16 protein-coding genes are annotated in these 24,579 nt (G+C 60.2%); 13 read left to right on the top strand and 3 right to left on the bottom strand.

The genetic code is table 11. The features are described from left to right. Window position 1: 1 nt before the first annotated feature. Together argS and PSPTO_RS26545 are read right to left on the bottom strand one after the other, a co-directional pair. The gene (gene argS / locus PSPTO_RS26550) at window positions 2-1,738 is read right to left on the bottom strand and encodes an arginine--tRNA ligase (protein WP_011105333.1); all 1,737 of its coding nucleotides are present in this window, start codon (window positions 1,736-1,738) and stop codon (window positions 2-4) included. 97 nt (window positions 1,739-1,835) lie between these two features. Next, window positions 1,836-4,055, bottom strand: coding sequence for a primosomal protein N' (locus tag PSPTO_RS26545; RefSeq protein ID WP_011105332.1), 2,220 nt, complete (start codon window positions 4,053-4,055; stop codon window positions 1,836-1,838). 168 nt (window positions 4,056-4,223) lie between these two features. On the opposite strand from PSPTO_RS26545, the gene rpmE reads away from it, so the two are divergent. From rpmE to PSPTO_RS26530, 3 genes are all read left to right on the top strand, one after another. Next, window positions 4,224-4,451 (top strand): 50S ribosomal protein L31, encoded by a 228-nt coding sequence (gene rpmE, locus PSPTO_RS26540; RefSeq protein ID WP_003378857.1) that lies wholly within the window; start codon window positions 4,224-4,226, stop codon window positions 4,449-4,451. A 70-nt stretch (window positions 4,452-4,521) separates the two neighbouring features. Beyond that, window positions 4,522-5,265 (top strand): thermonuclease family protein, encoded by a 744-nt coding sequence (locus tag PSPTO_RS26535; RefSeq protein ID WP_011105331.1) that lies wholly within the window; start codon window positions 4,522-4,524, stop codon window positions 5,263-5,265. Window positions 5,266-5,434: 169 nt separating this feature from the next. Further along, on the top strand, window positions 5,435-6,703 hold the full coding sequence (locus PSPTO_RS26530; protein ID WP_003378855.1) for a malic enzyme-like NAD(P)-binding protein: 1,269 nt from the start codon (window positions 5,435-5,437) through the stop codon (window positions 6,701-6,703). 359 nt (window positions 6,704-7,062) lie between these two features. Here PSPTO_RS26530 and PSPTO_RS26520 read toward each other — a convergent pair whose 3' ends face one another. Beyond that, complete coding sequence (locus tag PSPTO_RS26520) at window positions 7,063-9,507, bottom strand: penicillin-binding protein 1A (RefSeq protein WP_011105330.1); 2,445 nt, start codon at window positions 9,505-9,507, stop codon at window positions 7,063-7,065. Between the two features lie 206 nt (window positions 9,508-9,713). Here PSPTO_RS26520 and PSPTO_RS26515 point away from each other — a divergent pair, with 206 nt between their 5' ends. The 10 genes from PSPTO_RS26515 to PSPTO_RS26470 all read left to right on the top strand — a co-directional run bounded on the left by PSPTO_RS26515 (window position 9,714) and on the right by PSPTO_RS26470 (window position 24,428). Next, the gene (locus tag PSPTO_RS26515; protein ID WP_011105329.1) at window positions 9,714-10,778 is read left to right on the top strand and encodes a pilus assembly protein PilM; all 1,065 of its coding nucleotides are present in this window, start codon (window positions 9,714-9,716) and stop codon (window positions 10,776-10,778) included. Then, window positions 10,778-11,404, top strand: a complete 627-nt coding sequence (locus tag PSPTO_RS26510) for a PilN domain-containing protein (protein WP_005765503.1) — start codon at window positions 10,778-10,780, stop codon at window positions 11,402-11,404. Before PSPTO_RS26515 ends, PSPTO_RS26510 begins: the two co-directional genes overlap by 1 nt. Beyond that, window positions 11,401-12,024: a type 4a pilus biogenesis protein PilO gene (gene pilO / locus PSPTO_RS26505; protein WP_005765501.1), complete on the top strand. Its 624-nt coding sequence runs from the start codon at window positions 11,401-11,403 to the stop codon at window positions 12,022-12,024. The genes PSPTO_RS26510 and pilO overlap by 4 nt, the downstream gene beginning before the upstream one ends. Next, entirely contained in the window at window positions 12,021-12,548 is a 528-nt protein-coding gene (gene pilP / locus PSPTO_RS26500; protein WP_003378849.1) for a type 4a pilus biogenesis lipoprotein PilP, read from the top strand. Before pilO ends, pilP begins: the two co-directional genes overlap by 4 nt. A gap of 47 nt (window positions 12,549-12,595) precedes the next feature. Further along, window positions 12,596-14,701, top strand: a complete 2,106-nt coding sequence (gene pilQ, locus PSPTO_RS26495; protein ID WP_005765499.1) for a type IV pilus secretin PilQ — start codon at window positions 12,596-12,598, stop codon at window positions 14,699-14,701. Window positions 14,702-14,705: 4 nt separating this feature from the next. Beyond that, on the top strand, window positions 14,706-15,224 hold the full coding sequence (gene aroK / locus PSPTO_RS26490) for a shikimate kinase AroK (RefSeq protein ID WP_007245596.1): 519 nt from the start codon (window positions 14,706-14,708) through the stop codon (window positions 15,222-15,224). 118 nt (window positions 15,225-15,342) lie between these two features. Then, window positions 15,343-16,446: a 3-dehydroquinate synthase gene (gene aroB / locus PSPTO_RS26485; protein WP_005765495.1), complete on the top strand. Its 1,104-nt coding sequence runs from the start codon at window positions 15,343-15,345 to the stop codon at window positions 16,444-16,446. 10 nt (window positions 16,447-16,456) lie between these two features. Beyond that, window positions 16,457-18,082, top strand: a complete 1,626-nt coding sequence (locus PSPTO_RS26480; RefSeq protein ID WP_011105328.1) for an SPOR domain-containing protein — start codon at window positions 16,457-16,459, stop codon at window positions 18,080-18,082. Window positions 18,083-18,441: 359 nt separating this feature from the next. Further along, window positions 18,442-22,887, top strand: coding sequence for a glutamate synthase large subunit (gene gltB, locus PSPTO_RS26475; RefSeq protein ID WP_011105326.1), 4,446 nt, complete (start codon window positions 18,442-18,444; stop codon window positions 22,885-22,887). Between the two features lie 122 nt (window positions 22,888-23,009). Then, window positions 23,010-24,428 (top strand): FAD-dependent oxidoreductase, encoded by a 1,419-nt coding sequence (locus PSPTO_RS26470; RefSeq protein WP_005621194.1) that lies wholly within the window; start codon window positions 23,010-23,012, stop codon window positions 24,426-24,428. Window positions 24,429-24,579 lie beyond the last annotated feature (151 nt).

The raw sequence follows: 24,579 nt of genomic DNA, 5'->3' as shown, positions 1-24,579 counted from the left end.
CTTACATACGCTCCAGAGTTTCCAGACCCAACAGATCCAGGCCTTGCTTGAGGGTGCGGCCGGTCAGGGCAGCCAGACGCAGACGGCTCTGCTGCTGATCGGGATTTTCCGCACCAAGGATCGGGCAGTTTTCGTAAAAGCTCGAAAACAGGCCCGCAAGGTCATACAGGTAAGCACAAAGTACGTGCGGTGTGCCTTTTTCTGCGACGTTATTCAGTGTTTCGTTGAACTGCGCCAAGCGTGCAGCCAGTTCCTGCTCCTGCGGCGCCTCAAGGACGATGTGCCCTTTGCTGGCGTCGAAAGGCGTGCCCAGCTTGCGGAATACGCCGGCTACACGGGTGTAGGCATACAACAGGTAAGGCGCAGTATTGCCTTCAAAGCTCAGCATCTGATCGAAGTTGAAGCTGTAATCGCTGGCGCGGTGCTTGGACAGGTCGGCGTATTTCACCGCGCTGATGCCCACGGCCTTGGCAATGCTGCGCAGCTCGGCCTCGGCGACTTGCGGGTTCTTTTCCTTGACCAGCGTGTAGGCGCGCTCTTGGGCTTCATCGAGCAGGTCGATGAGCTTGACCGTGCCGCCGTCGCGGGTCTTGAACGGACGGCCGTCGGCCCCGTTCATAGTGCCAAAACCCATGTGTTCCAGTTGCATGCCTTCGTGGACGAAACCGGCGCGGCGAGCCACTTCAAACACCTGCTGGAAGTGCAGCGCCTGACGCTGGTCGACAAAATACAGTGCGCGGTCGGCCTTGAGCACTTTGCTGCGGTAGCGAATGGCGGCCAGGTCGGTGGTGGCGTACAGATAACCGCCACCGGCCTTTTGCACGATCACCGGCAGGGGCGTGTCATCGGCGGTGCGAAATTCTTCGAGGAACACGCACTGTGCGCCATTGCTTTCAACCAGCAGGCCAGCGGCTTTCAGGTCGTTGACGACATTGGCCAGGTCATCGTTATAGGCACTTTCGCCCATGACATCGGCCGGGGTCAGTTTGACGTTGAGACGCTCGTAGGTTTGTTGGCAGTGCGACAGCGAAATATCCTTGAAGCGCGTCCACAGCGTCAGGCATTCGGCATCGCCGGCTTGCAGCTTGACCACCAGCCCGCGAGCCCGCTCGGCGAACTCTTCTGACTCGTCAAAGCGTTGTTTGGCGGCGCGGTAGAAGTTTTCCAGGTCTGACAGCTCGTCGCTGGTCGCCGGTTTTTCCTGCAGATAGGCCAGCAGCATGCCGAACTGGGTGCCCCAGTCGCCGACATGGTTCTGGCGAATGACCGTGTCACCGAGAAACTCGAGAACGTTGGCCACGCCGTCGCCAATGATGGTCGAGCGCAGGTGCCCTACGTGCATTTCCTTGGCCAGATTGGGTGCCGACAGATCGACCACCACACGCTGGGCTGCGCCAGCCTTGCGGACCGACAGTTGCGGGTCGGACAGGGCGGCGTCGAGGCGCGAAGCCAGCGCGGCCGTGTTCTGGAAAAAATTCAGAAAGCCCGGCCCGGCAATTTCGACCTTGCTGACCTGCTCGTCGGCAGGCAGCGCGGCGATCAGCTTTTCAGCCAGATCGCGGGGCTTCATGCCGGCAGGCTTGGCGAGCATCATCGCGATATTGCTGGCGAAGTCGCCGTGGGTCTTGTCACGGGCGTTTTCCACCTGGATCGCCGGCGTCAGCCCTTCTGGCAAGACGCCCTCGGTGACGAGACGGGTCAGGGCTTGTTGAATCAGCTGGCGAATGGTGTCTTTCATGAGGCTCTCTTCGACCGCAAGCGCGGTGGCGCTTCATTGCGCGGGTGGAAAAACTCCGCATTATCCGTTGCCGGAGCCTGCTTGCCAACGGCGTGCCTTAATAAAGATCCACCGGGTCCACATCCAGCGACCATCGGACCTGTCGCCCGCTGGGCATTTGCTCCAGTGCCAGCAGCCAGCTGCCGAGCAATTTGTGCAGCGGCGCGCGCGCGCTGGACTGCACCAGCAACTGCGCCCGATAACGCCCGGCGCGGCGCTCCATCGGTGCCGGAATAGGCCCCAGCAGCTCGATGCCGCCCAGCTGCATCTGCGCCACCAACTGCTCGGCATCGCTGCAGGCCTGATCGAGAAAGGCCTCGGCCTGCCCCGGTTTGTGTGCTTCGGCGCGCAGCAGCGCAAGGTGGGAAAACGGTGGCAGGCCCGCCGAGCGGCGTTCGCTCAGGGCTTGTTCGGCGAAGGCGAAATAGCCCTGTTCGGTGAGCTGGATCAACAGCGGATGGTCGGCCAGATGAGTCTGGATGATCACCTTGCCCGGCTCTTCGGCACGCCCGGCACGCCCGGCCACCTGCACAATCAGCTGCGCCATGCGCTCGCTGGCGCGGAAGTCACCGGAAAACAGCCCGCCGTCGGCGTCCAGAATCGACACCAGCGTCACACGGGGAAAGTGATGCCCTTTGGCGAGCATCTGCGTGCCGACCAGAATGCACGGCTGACCGCGCTGGATGGTCGCGAACAACTGGTTCATGGCGTCCTTGCGCGAGGTGCTGTCGCGGTCGACGCGCAACACGGGAAAGTCCGGGAACAGAATCGCCAGCCGCTCTTCGGCGCGTTCGGTGCCTGCGCCTACCGGGCGCAAATCCACCTTGCCGCAGGACGGACACTGGCGCGGCACACGCTCGACATAGCCACAATGGTGGCAACGCAACTCGCCCGAGCGTTGGTGCACTGTCATGCGTGCATCGCAGCGCTGGCAGCCGGACATCCAGCCGCAGTCATGGCACAGCAGGGTCGGCGCAAAGCCGCGGCGGTTGAGAAACACCAGCACTTGCTGACCTGCTGCCAGGGTCTGGCCGATGGCCTGTTGCATCGGACCGGAAATGCCGCTGTCCAGCGGCCTGCTCTTGACGTCCAGACGCATGAAGCGCGGCTGTTGCGCGCCGCCTGCGCGCTGGTTCAGGCGCAGCAGGCCATAGCGTCCGGTGTAGGCGTTGTGCAGGCTTTCCAGTGAGGGCGTGGCCGAGCCGAGCACAATCGGGATGTTTTCCTGGCGTGCCCGCACCAGCGCCAGGTCGCGGGCGTGATAGCGCAGGCCTTCCTGCTGTTTATAGGAGCCGTCGTGTTCTTCGTCGATGATGATCAGGCCAGGGTTCTTCATCGGCGTGAATAATGCTGAGCGCGTACCGATAATAATGTCGGCTTCGCCATCGCGGGCGGCCAGCCAGGCATCCAGCCGTTCACGGTCGTTGACGGCCGAGTGCACCAGCGCGATGCGGGCATTGAAACGTTGTTCAAAGCGCGCCAGGGTTTGTGGTCCCAGGTTGATCTCCGGGATCAGCACCAGCGCCTGTTTGCCGGCTTCAAGGGTTTCGCGAATCAGCTGCAGATAGACTTCGGTCTTGCCACTGCCCGTGACGCCCGCCAATAAAAACGCATGGAAGCTGTCGAACCCGGCACGAATGGCTTCGTAAGCGGCGCGTTGCTCGGTGTTGAGGGGTAACTCCGGCTGCGCCAGCCAGTGTTCATGGCGTGCGCTGGGCGCGTGACTGCGCACCTCGACGTATACCAGTTCTTTGGCCAGCAACAGGTTGAGGCTGTCCTTGTTAAGCAGCAGTTTGCCGAGCAGTTGATGCGCCACGCCATGCGGGTGCTGGGCGAGGGTGGTCAGCGCTTCACGCTGCTTGGGCGCACGGGCGATACGCGGGTCATCGACACTGGCATTGGCGGCCACATGCCAGAAGCGTTCCTGGCGGCTTTCGGCCAGCTCGCCCTGACGCAGCAGCCCGGGCAGCGCCCAGCTCAGCGTGTCACCCAGGCTGTGCTGATAATACTGCGACGTCCACAGGCACAGCTTGAACAGCGCGGGCGGCAGCGGTGCTTCGCTGTCGAGCAGGGCGATGGCGGGCTTGAGCTTGTCGGCGGGCACTTCGCTGTGATCGACCACCTCCACCAGAATCCCGATCATTTCTCGCCGTCCGAACGGCACCCGCAGACGCATGCCCGGCTGCAAGGCGCTGCGCAGCACGCCCGCCGGGGCACGGTAGTCGAACAGGCGGCGAAGCGGCGAGGGCAGGGCAAGGCGCAGGATGGCGTCGGGCACGCGATGTTTCCCTGTGGTGGTCTGTAATAAGAAGGCGCGATCTTAGCAGACGACCGGTGAGAAGGTTCGCTTGCGTCGTTGCAATTGTCTGGTACTATCCGCAGCCTATTTCCGTGCGGTATTCAACAATAGTGTTGGGTGGCGGCACGTTAGACTGAGGAAGTACCGATGAAAGCTGATATCCATCCAGTTTACGAAGCCATTGACGCGACCTGCAGCTGCGGCAATGTCATCAAAACCCGTTCCACCCTGACCGGCCCTTTGAGCCTGGACGTGTGCAACGAATGTCACCCGTTCTACACCGGCAAGCAAAAAACGCTTGATATCGGCGGCCGTGTTGACAAGTTCAAGTCCCGTTTCGGTGCGTTCGGCGCAACCAAAGCGAAGCAGGACTGATAGCAAGACTGATTGCCCCTTGGGCATTTCCAGACTGCTTGAAAAGGCGCCCCTTGTGGGCGTCTTTTTTATGTCCGCGATTTGGCTGTCTGGTGCTCAGGCCTTCTGCCCGGCACCTGCTTCGTTGCCGGTTGCTCACGTGCAGCGCGTGGTAGATGGCGACACGCTACGCCTGACCGACGGCCGCAATGTGCGCATGATCGGCCTCAATACCCCTGAAACCGGCAAGAAAGGCCGCTCTGCCGAGCCATTCGCCGAGGCCGCCAAAAAGCGCCTGCAAGCGCTGGTGGACAAAAGTGGCGGGCAAATCAGTCTGCGTGTCGGTCAGCAGGGCAAGGATCATTACGGCCGCACGCTGGCCAACGTTTATGGCCGCAATGGCGACAATCTTGAAGCGCAGTTGCTCAGTGAAGGGCTGGGCTATCTGGTCGCTGTCGCGCCCAATGTGGCACTGGTCGACTGCCAGCAAAGCGCCGAGCGTGAGGCGCGTCAGGCCCGGCGCGGGGTGTGGCGCAATTCGCAGGTGCAGCCTTCCGACAAACTACGCAAAGGCGGCTTTGCAGTGGTGTCTGGCAAGGTCAGGAGCGTGCAGCGTAATCGCGGTGGCATCTGGATCGAACTACACGGTTCGGTGGTGCTGCGCGTTGCCCCTGATCAGGCGTTCAGGTTCGATATGGCGGCGCTTGAGCGTCTCAAGGGTCGGCAAATTGAAACGCGCGGCTGGGTGATTGATCGTTCTGGCCGAGGTGGCTTGAAGGCCGGGCAGTCGCGCTGGATGATCGCGTTGAGCCATCCGGCAATGCTAAGCCTTTAGAGGCTGATGGTAGAAATCAGCAGGCAGGCGACCAGCGGTCAGGCATCTAAGCGTAAAGTCTAATCCAGTACCTATTGACAGCAGTGACTGGCCAGTCTTGTTAGGACTATGCATCTTGCGTATCCTCGGCGGTCCGTCTGTCCCACAGTAAAAAAGCGGAATCCAATACATGTCAGATTTGAAAACTGCCGCGCTCGAATACCATGCCAATCCTCGTCCGGGGAAGCTGAGCGTCGAACTCACCAAGCCGACCGCAACCGCTCGTGACCTGGCTCTGGCCTACAGCCCTGGCGTTGCTGAACCCGTGCGTGAAATTGCCCGTGACCCCGAGCTGGCTTACAAGTACACCGGCAAAGGCAACCTGGTAGCAGTTATTTCCGATGGCACCGCGATTCTCGGCCTCGGCGATCTGGGCCCATTGGCCTCCAAGCCGGTTATGGAAGGTAAAGGGGTTCTGTTCAAGCGTTTCGCCGGTATCGACGTTTTCGATATCGAAGTCGATTCCGAAAGCCCGCAAGCGTTCATCGACACCGTCAAGCGTATCTCCATCACCTTCGGTGGCATCAACCTGGAAGACATCAAGGCACCTGAGTGCTTTGAGATCGAGAAAGCACTGATCGAACAGTGCGACATCCCGGTTTTCCACGATGACCAGCACGGCACCGCTATCGTGACCGCAGCCGGCATGATCAACGCACTGGAAATCGTCGGCAAAAGCCTTGAGTCCGCGAAGATCGTCTGCCTGGGCGCTGGCGCAGCTGCCATCTCTTGCATGAAGCTACTGGTGAGCATGGGCGCGAAGATCGAAAACATCTTCATGGTTGACCGTACCGGCGTGATCCACTCCGGCCGTACCGACCTGAACCAGTACAAGGCGGTGTTCGCTCACGCCACCGAGAAGCGCTCGCTGACCGATGCACTGGATGGCGCTGATGTATTTGTGGGCTTGTCCGGTCCTAACCTGCTGAGCGCTGAAAATCTCAAATTGATGGCCAAGGACCCGATCGTGTTCGCCTGCTCGAACCCGGACCCGGAAATCTCCCCGGAGCTGGCTCACGCCACCCGCAGCGACGTGATCATGGCGACCGGCCGTTCGGACTACCCGAACCAGGTCAACAACGTGCTGGGCTTCCCGTTCATCTTCCGTGGTGCACTGGACGTTCGCGCCAAGCGCATCAACGAAGAGATGAAAATCGCCGCAGCCAACGCCCTGCGTGAACTGGCCAAGCTGCCGGTTCCTCAGGAAGTCTGCGACGCTTATGGCGGTATCAAGCTGGAATTCGGTCGTGAATACATCATCCCGAAACCAATGGACACCCGTCTGCTGGGCCTGATCGCCGACGCGGTTGCCAAGGCTGCCATCGAAAGCGGCGTTGCGACCCTGCCGTATCCGAAGCACTACCCGCTGACCAGCGTGGACGACGTGTTCAACGGCTGATCCCGCCGCAATAAAAAACCCCTGCAGCGATGCAGGGGTTTTTTTATGTCTTGAGTAGCGCTAAAAGCGGACGCAGTGCGTCCAGGGCTGCATGCGACGCGGAGCGTCTCACGATAGTTGCGATAGTTGCGATAGTTGCGATTTATCGTTCCGCACGCTCCAGCGTCGGAATGCCTTGCGTGACGCTCCGCGTCACAACTCTGCGCCGCGCCGCCTACTCAAGATCGGACGCAGAGCGTCCAGGGCTGCATGCGACGCGGAGCGTCTCACGGTAGTTGAAGGCGATGGGCCCAACATCTTCGCGAGCAAGCTCGCACACAAGGCCTGTGTATGACCGTGAGTGCGGAGCCTGCGGCGTATCAGAATAAGTCGATCGGCGCGGACTCGTCTGCTGGCAGCGGGCTGCCGGGTGCGCTACCGCCGCCCAGTTCGTTGACGCTTGGCGGTGTGTCTTCGCTTTTGAACAGCTCGAAGAACGCGTTTGGCGTGCTCGGTGTGGCCGCGCGGCCGCTCAGCGGGTCGACGCGCAGGCTGAGGATGCCAGACGGTTCGGCCTGCTGATGGGGTGGTTTGTCCTTGAGCGCGGCGCTCATGTAGTCCATCCAGATCGGCAACGAGACCGTACCGCCAAATTCATGACGGCCAAGGCTCTCAGGCTGATCGAAACCGCTCCACACCGTCGTGACGTAATCCGCGTTGTAGCCGGAGAACCATGCATCCTTGGAATCGTTGGTCGTACCGGTCTTGCCTGCAATGTCCGGCCGGTTCATCGACAAGGCGCGACGCCCGGTGCCGCGCTTGATCACGTCCTGCAGCATGCTGTTCAGAATGTACGTGGTGCGCCCATCCACAATGCGCTCGGCAACGGCTGGCGCTTGCGGTTGGGCCGGTGAGCCCGGAGGGCTTGCGACTACGCTCGGGCTGTCATGCACGGCAAAGGTCGACGTATTGGGCGCCGTATTCACGTCATTGACCGGAACGCTAGGCGGATTGGCGACAAACAGCGTCTGGCCGTCACGGTTCTCGATGGTCTGGATCAGGTAAGGGCTGACCTTGTAACCGCCGTTGGCAAAGGTCGCCCAGCCGGTAGCGATTTCCATCGGGGTCAGTGTGGCCGTACCGAGTGCCAGCGACAGGTTGCGTGGCAGATCCTGCTTGGCAAAACCGAAGCGAGTGATGTAGTCGATGGTGCTATCGACGCCCAGCGCCTGCAGCAGGCGGATAGAAACCAGGTTGCGCGACTTGTACAGCGCTTCGCGCAGGCGGATCGGGCCGAGGAAGGTGTTGGTGTCATTTTTCGGACGCCATACCTTGTCCAGATACTCGTCGACGAACACGATCGGCGCGTCGTTCACCAGGCTGGAGGCGGTGTAGCCGTTATCCAGCGCGGCGCTGTAAATGAATGGCTTGAAACTGGAGCCCGGCTGACGCTTGGCCTGCATGGCCCGGTTGTAGTTGCTCTGCTCGAAAGCAAAACCGCCGACCAGGGCGCGGATGGCGCCATTTTGCGGGTCGAGGGAAACCAGAGCGCTTTGCGCGACGGGAATTTGACTGAATTTCAGCGAGCCATCGTCCTGACGCAGCAGGCGAACCAGATCACCCACCTTCGCAACATCGCCAGGCTGCTTGGGATTGGCGCCCAGGCTGTTGGTGTTCAGATAAGGACGCGCCCACTTCATGCTGGCCCAATCGACGGTTTCTTCCTTCTCGCCATTGCGCGTCAAAACGCGCAGACCGGTCTTGTCGATCTGGGTGACGATGGCCGGCTCCAGGCCGTTGATCGTGCGTTGTTTGGTCAGCTCCTGCGTCCAGCCAGCGCGGGTCATGCCCGGGAAGCGGCTTTCAGGCCCGCGATAGCCGTGGCGTTGATCGTAGTCGATCAAGCCCTGCTGGATGGACTTGTTGGCGTGCTCCTGCAGGTCGCTCGGCACCGTGGTCGTGACGCGGAAGCCCTCTGTATAGGCCTCGCTGCCATAACGGCCGACCATTTCGGCGCGGGCCATTTCAGCGATGTACGGCGCGTTCACTTCCGGTGTCGGTACGTGATAACTGGCGTTGAGCGGCTCGTTGAGCGCTGCCTGATACGCAGCCTGGTCGATTTTGCCCAGACGGAACATGCGCCCCAGAATCCAGTCGCGACGCTCTTTGGCACGGGTTGCATTGGCGAGTGGGTTGAAGCGTGACGGCGCCTTGGGCAAACCGGCAATCATGGCCATTTGCGCAAGGCTTACATCGCGAATCGATTTGCCATAGTAGACTTGCGCCGCCGCCTCGATGCCGTAGGCGCGGTTACCCAGATAAATCTTGTTCACGTACAGCTCGAGAATCTCGTCTTTGGTGAGTTGGCGCTCGATTTGCAAGGCGAGAAGGATCTCTGTGGTTTTGCGCGAAAAGCTTCGTTCGCTGGTCAGGAAAAAGTTTTTCGCGACCTGCATGGTGATGGTACTGCCGCCTGACTGAATATGACCGCTCTTCACCAATTGGGTGGCGGCGCGCATCAGGCTGCTGGGGTCAACGCCATAGTGGTTGGCGAAGTTGTCGTCTTCGGCCGATAACAGCGCGTTGATGAAGTTGGGCGGGATTTCGGCAAAGCGAATCGGGGTCCGGCGCATCTCGCCGAACTCGGCAATCAGCTTGCCGTCGCTGCTGAACACGCGCAGGGGAATTTGCAGTTGAATGCTTCGCAGCGCTTCGACAGAGGGCAGGGTCGGGCTCAGATACAGAAACGCGCCGCTCAGGCCGAGTAACAGCGAGCAGAATACCGCTACGAGGGACCACCAGAAAAACTTCAGCAGGCGTATCAAGGCTTTTGGATTTCCAGAAAAAATAATGGGTTAAGCGCAGGCATTTATAAATGAACACGCCTTGAAGCTTTCTTAAATGAAAAAAACGCTGGGCATTATAAGCATTTTTCGTCCCCAAGCGTGATTTGCGCTACTGTCAAGGCTGTCGACAGTGACGTTGACCCGAAATAACTCCGTAAGTGACGGAAACTCATAGGAATCAGGTTGTGTTCGAACTCTTTGGTAAGAAGGCCAATACCCTTCTAGGGATCGATATTAGCTCCACCTCGGTAAAACTCCTGGAATTGAGTCGTTCCGGCACTCGTTACAAGGTCGAGTCTTACGCAGTCGAGCCGTTACCGGCCAACGCTGTCGTCGAAAAGAATATTGCCGAACTCGAAGGGGTTGGTCAGGCGCTGTCTCGCGTACTGATCAAGGCCAAGACCAACGTCAAGATTGTGGCGGTTGCCGTGGCGGGTTCCGCGGTGATCACCAAAACCATCGAGATGGACGCCGGTCTCTCCGACGACGACATGGAAAATCAGCTCAAGCTTGAAGCTGATCAGTACATCCCTTACCCGCTCGAAGAAGTTGCCATCGATTTTGAAGTGCAGGGCTACTCGGTCCGCAACCCGGAACGTGTCGAAGTCCTGCTGGCGGCCTGCCGCAAGGAAAACGTCGAAGTGCGCGAGGCCGCGCTGGCCCTGGCCGGGCTGACGGCGCGTGTCGTGGACGTCGAGGCCTACGCGCTGGAGCGTTCATTCGGTCTGCTGGCTGCGCAACTGGGCAACGGCCATGACGAACTGACCGTTGCCGTGGTGGACATCGGCGCGACCATGACCACCCTCAGCGTGCTGCACCATGGTCGAATCATCTATACCCGCGAGCAATTGTTCGGCGGTCGCCAGTTGACTGACGAAATTCAGCGCCGCTACGGGCTTTCCATGGAAGAGGCCGGGCTGGCCAAGAAGCAGGGCGGGCTGCCTGACGATTATGTCAGCGAGGTGCTGGATCCCTTCAAGGAAGCGCTGGTGCAACAGGTTTCCCGATCCCTGCAGTTCTTCTTTGCGGCCGGTCAGTACAACTCCGTGGATCACATCATGCTGGCAGGCGGTACGGCGTCGATCTCAGGGCTGGAGCATTTGATTCAGCGACGTATCGGCACACCGACCATGGTTGCCAACCCGTTTGCCGACATGGCCTTGAGTTCCAAGGTCAATGCCGGTGCGCTGGCCAGCGATGCACCTGCCCTGATGATCGCGTGCGGTCTGGCGTTGAGGAGCTTTGACTGATGGCGCGGATCAACTTATTACCGTGGCGTGAAGAGCTTCGCGAAGCACGCAAAAAACGCTTTCTGACCGCACTGGTCTGCGTGCTGGTGGTGTCGGTCGGCATTCTCTTTCTGATCGATCGCTATGTCAGCAGCGCCATTGAACATCAGATGGCCCGCAACGCGTTTCTGCAAACCCAGATCGCCCAGCTCGATATCCGCATCAAGGAGATCAGCGACCTGAAGGCGCGTCGCAAACAACTGCTTGAGCGCATGAAGATCATCCAGGACCTGCAAGGCAACCGGCCTGTCACCGGGCGTGTGTTTGACCAGTTGGCGCGCACTCTGCCGGATGGCGTTTATTTCTCGCAGGTCAAAATGACCAGCAAACTGATTGCCATCAGTGGCGCTGCCGAATCGAACAACCGGGTTTCCGACCTCATGCGTAACCTTGAAGCCTCCGACTGGCTGGAAGCGCCAAGCCTCACCGAGGTCAAGGCCACGACGGCGGGCGCTGTCGATCAGGCCAACGTCTTTCAGTTGACCGTGCGCCAGACCCAGCCACCGGTTGCCGCAGTTGCTCCAGCCGGCGCTGCATCGGTCGCACCCACAGCCGCACCCGCACCCGCTGCAGGAGCCAAGCCATGAATATGTCCGAATGGCTGGAAGGGCTGCGCAAGGTTGATCTGAGCGAGCTGGACCTGAACAACATGGGTTCCTGGCCCGCCGCGATCAAGGCGATTGCCGGTGTGCTGGTCGCGGTACTGATTTTCGCGCTGGGCTATTTCTTCTTTATTCAGGATCTGGAAACCCAGCTGGAGAGCACGCAGGCCAGCGAGGTAGCGCTTAAAGAGCAGTTTTCCAACAAGGCGTTCCAGGCTGCGAACCTTGAGCCCTACAGAAAGCAGATGGAAGAAATGGAAAACACCTTCGGGGCGCTGCTGCGGCAATTGCCGAGCGACACCGAAGTGCCAGGCCTGCTTGAAGACATCACCCGCACCGGGCTGGGAAGCGGGCTTGAGTTCGAGGAAATCAAGCTGTTGCCCGAAGCGGTCCAGCAGTTCTATATCGAGCTGCCGATACAGATCACAGTGGTGGGTGGCTATCACGACCTGGCAACCTTTGTCAGCGGCGTTGCCAGCCTGCCGCGCATCGTCACGCTGCATGATTTCGAGATTAAGCCGGTCGATTCGAAGGTGCCGACCAAGTTGCGCATGAGCATTCTGGCCAAGACCTACCGCTACAACGATGAAGGGCTGAAGAAATGAGGGCGGCGCGATTGTTGTGCGTCAGTGTGGTTCTGGCAGGGCTGGCCGGTTGCGGCAATGACAACGATTTTGCCGACCTGAGCGAGTTCATGGATCAGGCCAGGGCGCGCCCGAGCGGCACGATCGAGCCCTTGCCGAAGTTTCGCCCGTATGAGGCCTTTACCTATAACGCAGCGGCCCTGCGCAGCCCGTTTCAGCCGCCGATCAAGATTGACCTGCTCAATCGTCAGAAAGGTACGCGGCTGGTGGCGCCGGACGAGCATCGGGTCAGGCAGTTTCTCGAAGGGTTCAATATCGAGGCGTTCGAGATGGTCGGCACGATCGGCAACGAGTCAGGGACGTTCGCCCTGTTGCGTGGTGCCGGAGGCGTTCATCGCGTCAAGGTGGGCGATTACCTGGGGCGCAACAATGGCCGGGTAGTGTCGATCGGAGATGCACAGGTTGATGTCATTGAAATAGTTCCTGATGGAGAGGGGGCCTGGCTGGAAAGGCCGCGCAGTATTTCCCTCAAAGAACGCTCATGAAGTGGGCAAGGCCAAGTATGCACAGTAGCGCTCAACGGAAATTGATCATGACCCGGATTCTCTCGATTATCGGCGTGTCGTTATGCATAGCGATGCTGTCGCCGGTTCTCCAGGCTGCCAACCTCAAGACCCTGGATGTCGCCGCCCTGCCAGGCGACCGCATCGAGCTCAAGCTTGCCTTTGACGCACCGGTGCCCGCGCCTCGCGGCTACACCACCGCGCAACCGGCGCGCATCGCTCTGGACCTGCCGGGCGTGACCAGCCAGCTGGAGACCAAAAGCCGTGAGCTGGGCACCGGCAATGCACGCAGCGTAGTGGTGGTGCAGGCTCAGGATCGCACGCGAGTGATCATCAACCTGACGACGCTTGCGCCTTACAGCTCTCGCGTTGACGGCAACAATCTGTTTGTGGTCATCGGCCAGGGTGCCGCCGCAGCGCAGGCCTCCCAGCCGACCACTGCGATGGGCGCGCAACGGGTAGCGGTGCCGCCTCCAGCCCCGGCGTCTGCCAGACCCTTTATACCGGCGGGCGTCAAAGCCATCCGCAATGTCGATTTTCAGCGTGGTGAGCTGGGCGAAGGCAATGTGGTCATAGACCTGAGTAACCCGAGCATCGCGCCTGATATTCAGGAGCAGGGCGGCAAGATCCGTGTCGACTTCGCCAAGACCCAGTTGCCCGAGCCTCTGCGTGTGCGGCTGGACGTCAAGGATTTCGCGACCCCTGTGCAGTTCGTCAGTGCGTCGGCCACGGGCGACAAGGCCAGTATTCTGATCGAGCCGTCGGGTGCCTTCGACTACTCGGCGTTCCAGACCGAAAACAAGCTGACCATCAGTGTGCGTCCGTTGACCAACGAAGATCTGGACCGCCGCGCCGCCGACAAGCCGGTGTACACCGGTGAAAAGCTCTCGCTTAACTTCCAGGACATCGATGTGCGTTCGGTGCTGCAACTGATCGCCGACTTCACCAACCTCAATCTGGTGGCCAGTGACACGGTTCAGGGCGGCATCACCCTGCGCCTGCAGAACGTGCCCTGGGATCAGGCGCTGGACCTGGTGCTGAAAACCAAAGGCCTGGACAAGCGCAAGGTCGGCAGTGTTCTGCTGGTTGCGCCAGCGGATGAAATTGCCGCCCGCGAACGCCAGGAGCTGGAATCGCTCAAGCAGATTGCCGAACTGGCACCGCTGCGCCGCGAGCTGTTGCAGGTCAATTACGCCAAGGCCGCCGACATCGCCAAGCTGTTTCAGTCGGTGACCAGTGCCGAGTCCAAGGCTGAAGAGCGTGGCTCGATCACCGTGGACGATCGCACCAACAACATCATTGCCTACCAGACTCAGGACCGTCTCGACGAACTGCGTCGCATTGTTTCGCAACTGGATATTCCAGTGCGCCAGGTGATGATCGAGGCGCGTATCGTCGAGGCCAACGTCGATTACAACAAGCAGTTGGGTGTGCGCTGGGGTGGCTCGACCAATACCAGTCGCAACGGTAAATGGACCACCTACGGTCTGGACGACAATGGTGATGAGGGCGGTAACACGAATGCAAACCTGACCTCCAACATCCCTTTTGTTGACTTGGGTGCAGCCGATGCGACCACAGGCATTGGCTTGGGCTTCGTAACCAACAACACGCTGCTGGACCTTGAGCTGAGCGCGATGGAGAAGACCGGCAACGGTGAAATCGTCTCCCAGCCCAAAGTGGTCACATCCGACAAGGAAACCGCCAAGATCCTCAAGGGCACAGAGATTCCGTATCAGGAATCCAGCTCCAGCGGCGCCACCACCGTGAGCTTCAAGGAGGCTTCGCTGTCGCTTGAAGTCACGCCGCAGATCACGCCGGACAACCGCATCATTATGGAGGTCAAGGTCACCAAGGATGAGCCGGACTACCTGAATGCGGTGCTTGGCGTACCGCCCATCAAGAAAAACGAGGTCAACGCCAAAGTGCTGATTTCCGATGGCGAAACCATCGTGATCGGTGGTGTGTTCTCCAATACGCAAAGTAAAGTTGTCGATAAAGTGCCATTTCTTGGCGATGTACCGTATCTTGGCCGGCTTTTCAGGCGCGATGTGGTATCCGAGTCCAAATCCGAGCTGTTGGTATTTTTGACTCCGCGTATCATGAACAACCAGGCGATTTCTGTGAGTCGTTGATTTTGTGCGAAATTTAATACTTGTGGGGCCGATGGGTGCTGGCAAAAGCACCATCGGCCGCTTGCTTGCCAAAGAGTTGCGACTGCCGTTCAAGGATTCCGACAAGGAAATCGAGCTGCGCACGGGCGCCAACATCCCCTGGATCTTCGACAAGGAGGGCGAACCGGGTTTCCGGGAGCGCGAGCAGGCCATGATTGCCGAGTTGTGCGAAGCCGATGGCGTGGTTCTGGCCACTGGCGGCGGCGCAGTCATGCGCACTGAAAACCGTCAGGCGCTGCGTGCCGGTGGGCGTGTGGTGTATCTGCATGCCTCTATCGAACAGCAGGTCGGGCGCACCGCGCGTGACCGAAATCGTCCTTTGTTGCGTACTGCCGATCCGGCCCGGGTGCTGAGCGAATTGCTGGCCATCCGCGACCCGCTGTATCGGGAAATCGCCGACGTGGTGATCGAAACCGATGAGCGGCCACCCCGAATGGTGGTTCTCGAGATACTGGCGCGCCTTGCAGAGCTTCCTCCCCGTTAAAGCGCAGGCGAAAATGCGCTATCCTCGGCGACCATAAAAACAGCGACGGTGCATGGCCTTGCGTCATGACCTCCTGAAAACCGTGCAGCGGTCCAATCGGTAATCAATGTGGGGACACATGCAGACACTTAAGGTCGAGCTGGGCGAGCGCAGCTACCCGATCCATATAGGCGAAGGCCTGCTGGATCAGCCAGAGCTCCTTGCCCCGCACATTGTCGGGCGTCAGGTGGCCATCGTCTCCAACACGACGGTCGCGCCGCTGTATCTGGAGCGCCTGACTCAGACGCTGGCTGGTTACAATGTCCTGCCGATTGTTCTGCCCGATGGCGAGGCGTTCAAGAACTGGGAAACCCTGCAGACCATTTTCGATGGCCTGCTCACTGCCCGTCACGACCGTCGTACCACGGTCATTGCGCTGGGTGGCGGAGTGATTGGCGACATGGCCGGTTTCGCTGCGGCGTGTTATCAGCGCGGCGTGAATTTCATTCAGATCCCGACCACGCTGTTGTCTCAGGTGGACTCCTCGGTCGGCGGCAAGACCGGCATCAACCATCCGCTGGGCAAGAACATGGTCGGTGCGTTCTATCAGCCAAGCGTCGTGCTGATCGACACCACCTCGCTCAATACCCTGCCTGAGCGTGAGTTGTCCGCCGGGCTGGCCGAAGTCATCAAGTACGGTCTGATCTGCGATGAGCCGTTTCTGACCTGGCTCGAAGAACACGTCGACGCCCTGCGCGGGCTTGATCAGGCCGCGCTGACCGTGGCCATTGAACGCTCCTGCGCCGCGAAGGCGCTGGTGGTCGGTGCCGATGAGCGTGAGTCCGGTGTGCGCGCCACATTGAACCTGGGGCACACATTCGGCCACGCCATCGAGACGCATATGGGCTATGGTGTCTGGCTGCATGGCGAAGCGGTGGCTGCCGGTACGGTCATGGCGCTGGAAATGTCCTCGCGCCTGGGCTGGATCAGCACGCAGGAACGGGATCGCGGCATTCGCCTGTTTCAGCGCGCCGGGCTGCCGGTGGTGCCGCCGCAAGAAATGACGGAAGACAATTTTCTCGAACACATGGCGATCGACAAGAAAGTCATCGACGGTCGCCTGCGTCTGGTGCTGTTGCGCCAGATAGGTGAAGCGGTTATCACGGACGATTATCCACAAGAAGTATTACAGGCCACCCTGGTTGCGGACTATCGCGCCCTGGTGGATCAGCTTAGAGGTTAACGGAAAACCCATGACTAGTTTGCATGCCGACGAGGCCTTCCTCGGCCATTATCAGTTGAGTCATGACCCCTTTGCAGCGCGGGTACCTGGCTTCAAATTCTTTCCTGCCCAGCGCAAGCCCGTGCTGGGTCAGCTTCATCATCTGGCGCGTTACAGCCAGTTGCTGCTGGCAGTCACCGGGCCACAGGGCAGCGGCAAGACCCTGCTGCGCCAGGCGCTGGTGGCCAGCACCAACAAGCAGTCGGTGCAAAGCGTCGTGGTTTCTGCGCGCGGTGCAGGCGATGCGGCGGGTGTATTGCAGCAGGTCGCCCAGGCGCTGAGTGTCGCTCAGGCCGAAATGCAGGCAATCCTGTCGCAGGTCGTTCAGCTCGGGCTGACCGGTCAGGAAGTCTACTTGCTGGTCGACGATGCGGAACAACTGGGCGATTCGGCGCTCGAAGCGTTGCTGGGTCTTGCTGCGGGCACGCCGGAAGGGCGTCCGCATGTATTCCTGTTCGGAGAGCCATCGCTGCTCGATCGTCTCGATCAGATGTGTGCCGACCTGCAGGGCGATGTCGAAGGCGAACGCTTTCACGTCATCGAGCTGCAACCCTATACGCAAGAGGAAACCCGGGAGTATCTGGCTCAGCGTCTGGAGGGTGCAGGGCAGGGAATCGCATTGTTTACTGCCGACCAGATCACCGATATTCATGAACAATCCGATGGCTGGCCTGGGGCAATCAACCAGGTGGCCCGCGATTCAATGATCGAGGCGATGATCGCGAGTCGTTCCGCGGTCAAGCGTCCAAGTGTGGGGTTCAACATGCCGAAAAAACACGTATTGGCCTTGGGTGCCGTCGTCATAGTGGCCGTGGCAGCAGCAGTGCTGATCCCGGGTCGTGGTGACAAGACGGGCGCACCTGCCAATGCCCCTGCTTCCGCTCAGGCGCAATTGCCGCTGGGCGAGGGCAAGCCAACTGCTCAGCAATCGAACAACGGTAGCCCGGCCATCGAATTTGCGGGCAATTCGCAACCGATGCCGCTGCCGATGAACGGTAATTCGCAGCCGGTAATGCGCGGTCCGCTGGCTGAGGCCGCCGGTTCCAGCGATGTCGACGAAGACGCAGTGCCGACAGGTTCGCCTGCCCAGCCGCCGACCGTGACCACCACCGCGCCGCCAGCAGGCGTGCCTGCCGGTCAGGCCGCCGCTCAAACGCCACGTTCGTCGATTCCTGCGCCAACGCCTGCCGCCAAACCGACGCCAGCGCCAGCGCCGACTCAGGTTGCTGTCGCCAAGCCTGCTCCAGCGCCTGCACCGGCCGCCAAGCCTGCCGAAAAACCGGCAGCTGCGGCCGCCAAGCCAGCGACCGGTGGCAACTGGTACAGCAGTCAGGCACCAGGCCACTACGTAGTGCAGATTCTCGGCACCAGCTCCGAAGCGACGGCTCAGGCCTATATCGCAGAGCAAGGTGGCGAGTACCGTTATTTCAAGAAAACCCTGCAGGGCAAGCCGCTGTACGTCATCACGTATGGCAACTTTCCTGACCGTGCTGCCGCTCTGGCAGCCATCAAGGTATTGCCAGCCAAGGTTCAGGCTGGTAAACCTTGGCCTCGCACTGTCGCCAGCGTCCAACAAGAGCTCGGCGCCACCCGCTGAAGTCGCAGCGGCTCTATCCGGGCCGCTTCACCCAGCCAGCCTGACTTAACCCGCATGAGCGCCACCTTATGGGTGCGCGCCTTGCGGCGTCTGCGTTACAAGCGCTTTGCAGTCTCCCGTCGCGTCAGTCAGATTCATGAAGAAATGCTTTGACTAGCACAGCGACCCGCTTTAAAACTTTCATAATTGCGACATTGATTATCAACCAGTCGTCGTTAAATTTGTGAGCCCTTGTGTCGCTGTGTACAATGACCTCCGTTTTGCCTGTCCGAAGCCGGCGTACGTTCGGCGTGACAGGTAATTGGTTGAATTAAAAGGAAATTTGCCTCGCATAGAGGCAGCCTGGTGAGAAAGTGTCTATGAAAGCAGGTCTGTACCAACCAGATGAATTCAAGGATAACTGCGGCTTCGGCCTGATCGCTCATATGCAGGGCGAGCCCAGTCATCACCTGTTGCAGACGGCCGTCCAGGCCCTGACCTGCATGACCCACCGTGGCGGTATCAACGCCGACGGCAAGACCGGCGACGGTTGTGGTCTGTTGATTCAGAAGCCCGACGGCTTCCTGCGTGCGATGGCCAGCGAGCACTTCGGTGTCGAACTGCCCCGTCAATATGCCGTGGGCATGGTGTTCCTCAATCAGGACGACACCAAGGCCAAGGCCGCACGCGAAAACATGAACCGCGAGATCCTGGCCGAGGGCCTGGAACTTGTAGGCTGGCGCCAGGTGCCGATCGATACCAGCGTGCTGGGTCAACTGGCGCTGGAGCGACTGCCGAAAATCGAGCAGGTGTACATCGGCGGCGAAGGCCTGAGTGATCAGGAGTTCGCCATCAAGCTGTTCAGTGCCCGTCGCCGTTCATCGGTTGCCAACGCTGCAGATTCGGATCACTACATCTGCAGCTTTTCGCACAAGACCATCATTTATAAAGGCCTGATGATGCCGGCCGACCTCACGGCCTTTTTCCCGGACCTGAGCGACGAGCGTCTGCAGACCGCAATCTGCGTGTTCCACCAGCGCTTTTCGACTAACACCCTGCCGAAATGGCCGCTGGCTCAGCCTTTCCGCTTTCTTGCCCACAACGGCGAGATCAACACCATCACCGGTAACCGTAACTGGGCACAGGCGCGTCGTACCAAGTTCACCAACGACCTGATGGATCTGGACGAATTGGGCCCGCTGGTCAACCGCGTGGGCTCCGACTCGTCGAGCATGGACAACATGCTTGAGCTGATGGTGACCGGCGGCATAGACCTGTTTCGTGGCGTGCGCATGATCATTCCGCCTGCGTGGCAGAACGTCGAGACCATGGACCCGGATCTACGCGCCTTCTATGAATACAACTCCATGCACATGGAGCCGTGGGACGGCCCGGCCGGCATCGTGATGACCGAAGGTCGTCACGCGGTCTGCCTGCTCGACCGCAACGGCCTGCGCCCGGCGCGCTGGGTCACGACCAAGAATGGCTACATCACCCTCGCGTCGGAAATCGGCGTGTGGGACTACAAGCCCGAAGACGTCATCGCCAAGGGCCGTGTCGGTCCTGGGCAGATTTTTGCCGTGGACACTGAAACCGGCCAGATCCTCGACACCGACGCTATCGACAACCGCCTCAAGTCGCGTCATCCGTACAAGCAATGGCTGCGCAAGAATGCCCTGCGCATTCAGGCCACCATGGAAGACAACGACCACGGCTCGGCTTTCTATGACAGCGAGCAGCTCAAGCAGTACATGAAGATGTATCAGGTCACGTTCGAGGAGCGTGATCAGGTGCTGCGTCCGCTCGGCGAGCAGGGCCAGGAAGCCGTGGGCTCGATGGGTGACGACACGCCGATGGCAGTGCTGTCGCGTCGCGTGCGTTCGCCTTACGATTACTTCCGCCAGCAGTTCGCGCAGGTTACCAACCCGCCGATCGACCCGCTGCGTGAAGCCATCGTCATGTCGCTGGAGATCTGCCTCGGTGCCGAGCGCAATATCTTCCAGGAATCGCCAGAGCATGCTTCGCGCGTAATCCTCAGCTCGCCAGTCATTTCGCCGGCCAAATGGCGTTCGCTGATGAACCTGGAGCGTCCGGGTTTCGAGCGCCACATTATCGACCTGAACTACGACGAAAGCCTGGGCCTTGAAGCCGCTGTGCGTAACGTCGCCGATCAGGCCGAAGAAGCGGTGCGTTCCGGGCATACCCTGATTGTGCTGAGCGACCGCCACATTGCACCGGGCAAACTGCCGGTGCACGCTTCGCTGGCCGTCGGCGCGGTTCACCACCGTCTGACCGAGCAGGGCCTGCGTTGCGACAGCAACATTCTGGTCGAAACCGCCACGGCGCGTGACCCGCATCATTTCGCTGTGCTGATCGGTTTTGGCGCTTCGGCGGTCTATCCGTTCCTGGCCTACGAAGTGCTGGGTGACCTGATCCGTACCGGCGAAGTGCTGGGCGACCTGTACGAAGTCTTCAAGAACTACCGTAAAGGCATCACCAAGGGCCTGCTCAAGATTCTGTCGAAGATGGGCATTTCGACCGTTGCGTCCTACCGTGGTGCACAACTGTTCGAAGCCATCGGCCTGTCCGAAGAAGTCTGCAACACCAGCTTCCGCGGTGTGCCGAGCCGCTTGAAAGGCGCGCGTTTCGTCGATATCGAAGCCGAACAGAAGGCCCTGGCCGCCGAAGCCTGGAGCCCGCGCAAGCCGATCCAGCAGGGCGGTCTGCTCAAGTTTGTCTACGGTGGCGAATACCACGCCTACAACCCGGACGTGGTCAGCACCCTGCAAGCCGCTGTACAGCAGGGTGACTACAGCAAGTTCAAGGAATACACCGCGCTGGTGGACCAACGTCCGGTGTCGATGATTCGTGACCTGTTGCAGGTCAAGACCCTCGACCAGCCGCTGAACATCGACGAAATCGAGCCGCTGAGCGAGATTCTCAAGCGCTTCGATTCGGCCGGTATCTCGCTGGGTGCCTTGTCGCCCGAGGCTCACGAAGCGCTGGCCGAGGCAATGAACCGTCTGGGCGCGCGCTCCAACTCCGGTGAAGGCGGTGAAGACCCGGCGCGCTACGGCACCATTCGTAGCTCGAAAATCAAGCAGATTGCCACCGGCCGCTTTGGTGTAACGCCTGAGTATCTGGTCAACGCCGATGTGTTGCAGATCAAAGTCGCGCAGGGCGCCAAACCGGGTGAGGGCGGGCAACTGCCGGGCGGCAAGGTCAACGGCCTGATCGCCAAACTGCGCTATGCCGTACCGGGTGTGACGCTGATTTCGCCGCCGCCGCACCATGACATCTATTCCATCGAAGACCTGTCGCAGCTGATTTTCGACCTCAAACAGGTCAACCCGGCAGCGCTGGTCTCGGTCAAGCTGGTGGCAGAAGCGGGCGTGGGCACCATTGCCGCAGGCGTGGCCAAGGCCTATGCCGACCTGATCACCATTTCCGGCTACGACGGCGGCACCGGCGCTTCGCCGCTGACCTCTATCAAATACGCTGGCGCGCCGTGGGAACTGGGCCTGGCCGAAACGCACCAGACCCTGCGCGGCAATGACCTGCGCGGCAAGGTCCGGGTGCAGACTGACGGTGGTCTGAAAACCGGCCTCGACGTGATCAAGGCAGCCATTCTCGGTGCTGAAAGCTTCGGCTTCGGTACTGCACCAATGATCGCGCTGGGCTGCAAATACCTGCGCATCTGCCACCTGAACAACTGCGCTACCGGCGTCGCGACGCAGAACGAAAAGCTGCGCAAAGACCACTACATCGGCACCGTCGATATGGTGATCAACTTCTTCACCTACGTGGCAGAAGAAACCCGTGAGTGGCTGGCCAGGCTGGGTGTTCGCACGCTGGAAGAGCTGATCGGTCGTACCGACCTGCTGGACATTCTGCCGGGCGAAACCGAAAAGCAACGGCATCTGGACCTCACGCCTTTGCTGGGCAGCGATCACATCCCGGCTGACAAGCCACAGTTCAGCCTGGTGGACCGCAACCCGCCGTTCGACAAAGGCCTGCTGGCAGAAAAAATGGTCGAGCTGGCCAAGCCGGCCATCGAAGCCCTCAGCGGCGGCGAGTTTGAGCTGGACATCTGTAACTGCGACCGTTCCATCGGCGCGCGGATCTCCGGCGAAATCGCCAGACTGCACGGCAATCAGGGCATGAACAAGGCGCCGATCACTTTCCGTTTCAAAGGCACTGCCGGGCAGAGCTTCGGGGTATGGAACGCTGGTGGTCTGAACATGTACCTGGAAGGCGATGCCAACGACTACGTCGGTAAAGGCATGACCGCTGGCAAGCTGGTGATCGTGCCGCCCAAGGGCAGCCCGTTCAAGACCAACGAGAGCGCCATCATCGGCAACACCTGCCTGTACGGCGCAACCGGCGGCAAGCTGTTTGCGGCGGGTACCGCGGGCGAGCGTTTCGCGGTGCGTAACTCGGGTGCCCACACGGTTGTGGAAGGCACGGGCGACCACTGCTGCGAGTACATGACCGGTGGTTTCGTCTGCGTTCTGGGCAAGACCGGTTACAACTTCGGTTCCGGCATGACCGGCGGTTTCGCTTACGTGCTCGATCAGGACAACACCTTCGTTGACCTGGTCAATCATGAACTGGTCGAGATCCAGCGCATCAGCGGCGAGTCGATGGAAGCTTATCGCACTCACCTGCAGAGCGTTCTGAACGAGTACGTGGCTGAAACCGACAGTGAATGGGGTCGTAACCTCGCGGAAAACCTGGACGATTACCTGCGTCGTTTCTGGCTGGTCAAGCCCAAGGCTGCCAACCTGAAATCGCTGCTCTCCAGCACTCGGGCGAATCCGCAATAACAGCAGCTGCTAGCGGTTAGCTTCAAGCCGCCAGTTAACGGCAGTGCGCGAATTGCCTGCGATCATGATTTTTTGCAGCTTCAAGCTTGTAGCTTGAAGCTGCCGCAAAGAGGCTCCAGAGAATGGCTGAACGTCTCAGTAACGACTTCCAGTTCATCGACGTCGGGCGTAAAGACCCGAAGAAGAAACTGCTGCGTCAACGCAAGAAAGAGTTCGTGGAAATCTACGAACCCTTCAAACCCCAGCAGTCCGCCGATCAGGCGCACCGCTGCCTGGGTTGCGGCAACCCGTATTGCGAGTGGAAGTGCCCGGTGCACAACTTCATTCCCAACTGGCTCAAGCTGGTTGCCGAGGGCAATATTCTCGCGGCGGCGGAGTTGTCCCACCAGACCAACACCCTGCCGGAAGTCTGCGGCCGCGTGTGCCCCCAGGATCGCCTGTGTGAAGGTGCCTGCACGCTGAACGACGGCTTTGGTGCGGTCACCATCGGCTCGGTCGAGAAGTACATCACCGACACCGCGTTCGCCATGGGCTGGCGTCCGGACATGTCCAGGGTCATACCGACCGGCAAGCGCGTCGCCATCATTGGCGCAGGGCCTGCGGGCCTTGGCTGTGCCGACGTGCTGGTGCGTGGCGGCGTGACCCCGGTGGTGTTCGACAAGAACCCTGAAATCGGCGGTCTGCTGACCTTCGGCATCCCCGAATTCAAGCTGGAAAAATCCGTGCTCAGCCATCGGCGTGAAGTGTTCACCGGCATGGGGATCGAGTTCCGGCTCAACACCGAAGTCGGCAAGGACGTGACCATCGACCAGTTGCTCGAAGAGTACGATGCGGTGTTCATGGGCATGGGCACCTACACCTACATGAAAGGCGGTTTTGCCGGTGAAGACCTGCCGGGCGTGCACGATGCGCTCGACTTCCTGATTGCCAACGTCAACCGTAACCTGGGCTTCGAAAAGGCGCCGGAAGACTTTGTCGACATGAAAGGCAAGCGCGTTGTCGTGCTGGGCGGCGGCGACACGGCGATGGACTGCAACCGTACTTCGATCCGTCAGGGCGCCAAATCGGTCACCTGCGCCTACCGTCGCGACGAAGAAAACATGCCGGGTTCACGCAAGGAAGTGAAGAACGCCAAGGAAGAGGGCGTGCGCTTCCTCTACAACCGCCAACCCATCGCCATTGTCGGCGAAGGCAAGGTCGAAGGCGTCAAGGTGGTCGAAACGCGTCTTGGCGAACCCGACGCCCGTGGCCGTCGCAGCCCCGAGCCGATTCCGGGTTCTGAAGAGATCATCCCGGCAGACGCCGTGGTCATCGCCTTTGGCTTCCGCCCAAGCCCGGCACCGTGGTTCGAGCAGTTCACGATCAGCACCGACAGTCAGGGCCGCGTCGTCGCCCCGGAGCAGGCGCAGTACAAGCACCAGACCAGCAATCCGAAAATCTTTGCCGGTGGTGACATGGTTCGCGGCTCCGACCTGGTGGTCACTGCGATCTTCGAAGGCCGCAATGCGGCTGAAGGGATCATGGATTACCTCGGCGTCTGATCCTTGGGAGTGCGCCTTTGCAGAGGCGTACTCCTACAACAAGCGTCTACCCTTCACCTGCAACCTGCCTATCTGTCTGACATCCCCGCTGTCACTTCCTTCCTAGACTTGCTGAATTCGCTCAGGACGAGCGTTTTATCAACCGGGGAAG

This window comes from Pseudomonas syringae pv. tomato str. DC3000 (genome assembly GCF_000007805.1).
GTDB lineage: Bacteria > Pseudomonadota > Gammaproteobacteria > Pseudomonadales > Pseudomonadaceae > Aquipseudomonas > Aquipseudomonas avellanae.
The sequence above is the reverse complement of the archived record's forward strand: the minus strand, read 5'-3'. Positions and strand labels throughout refer to the sequence as shown.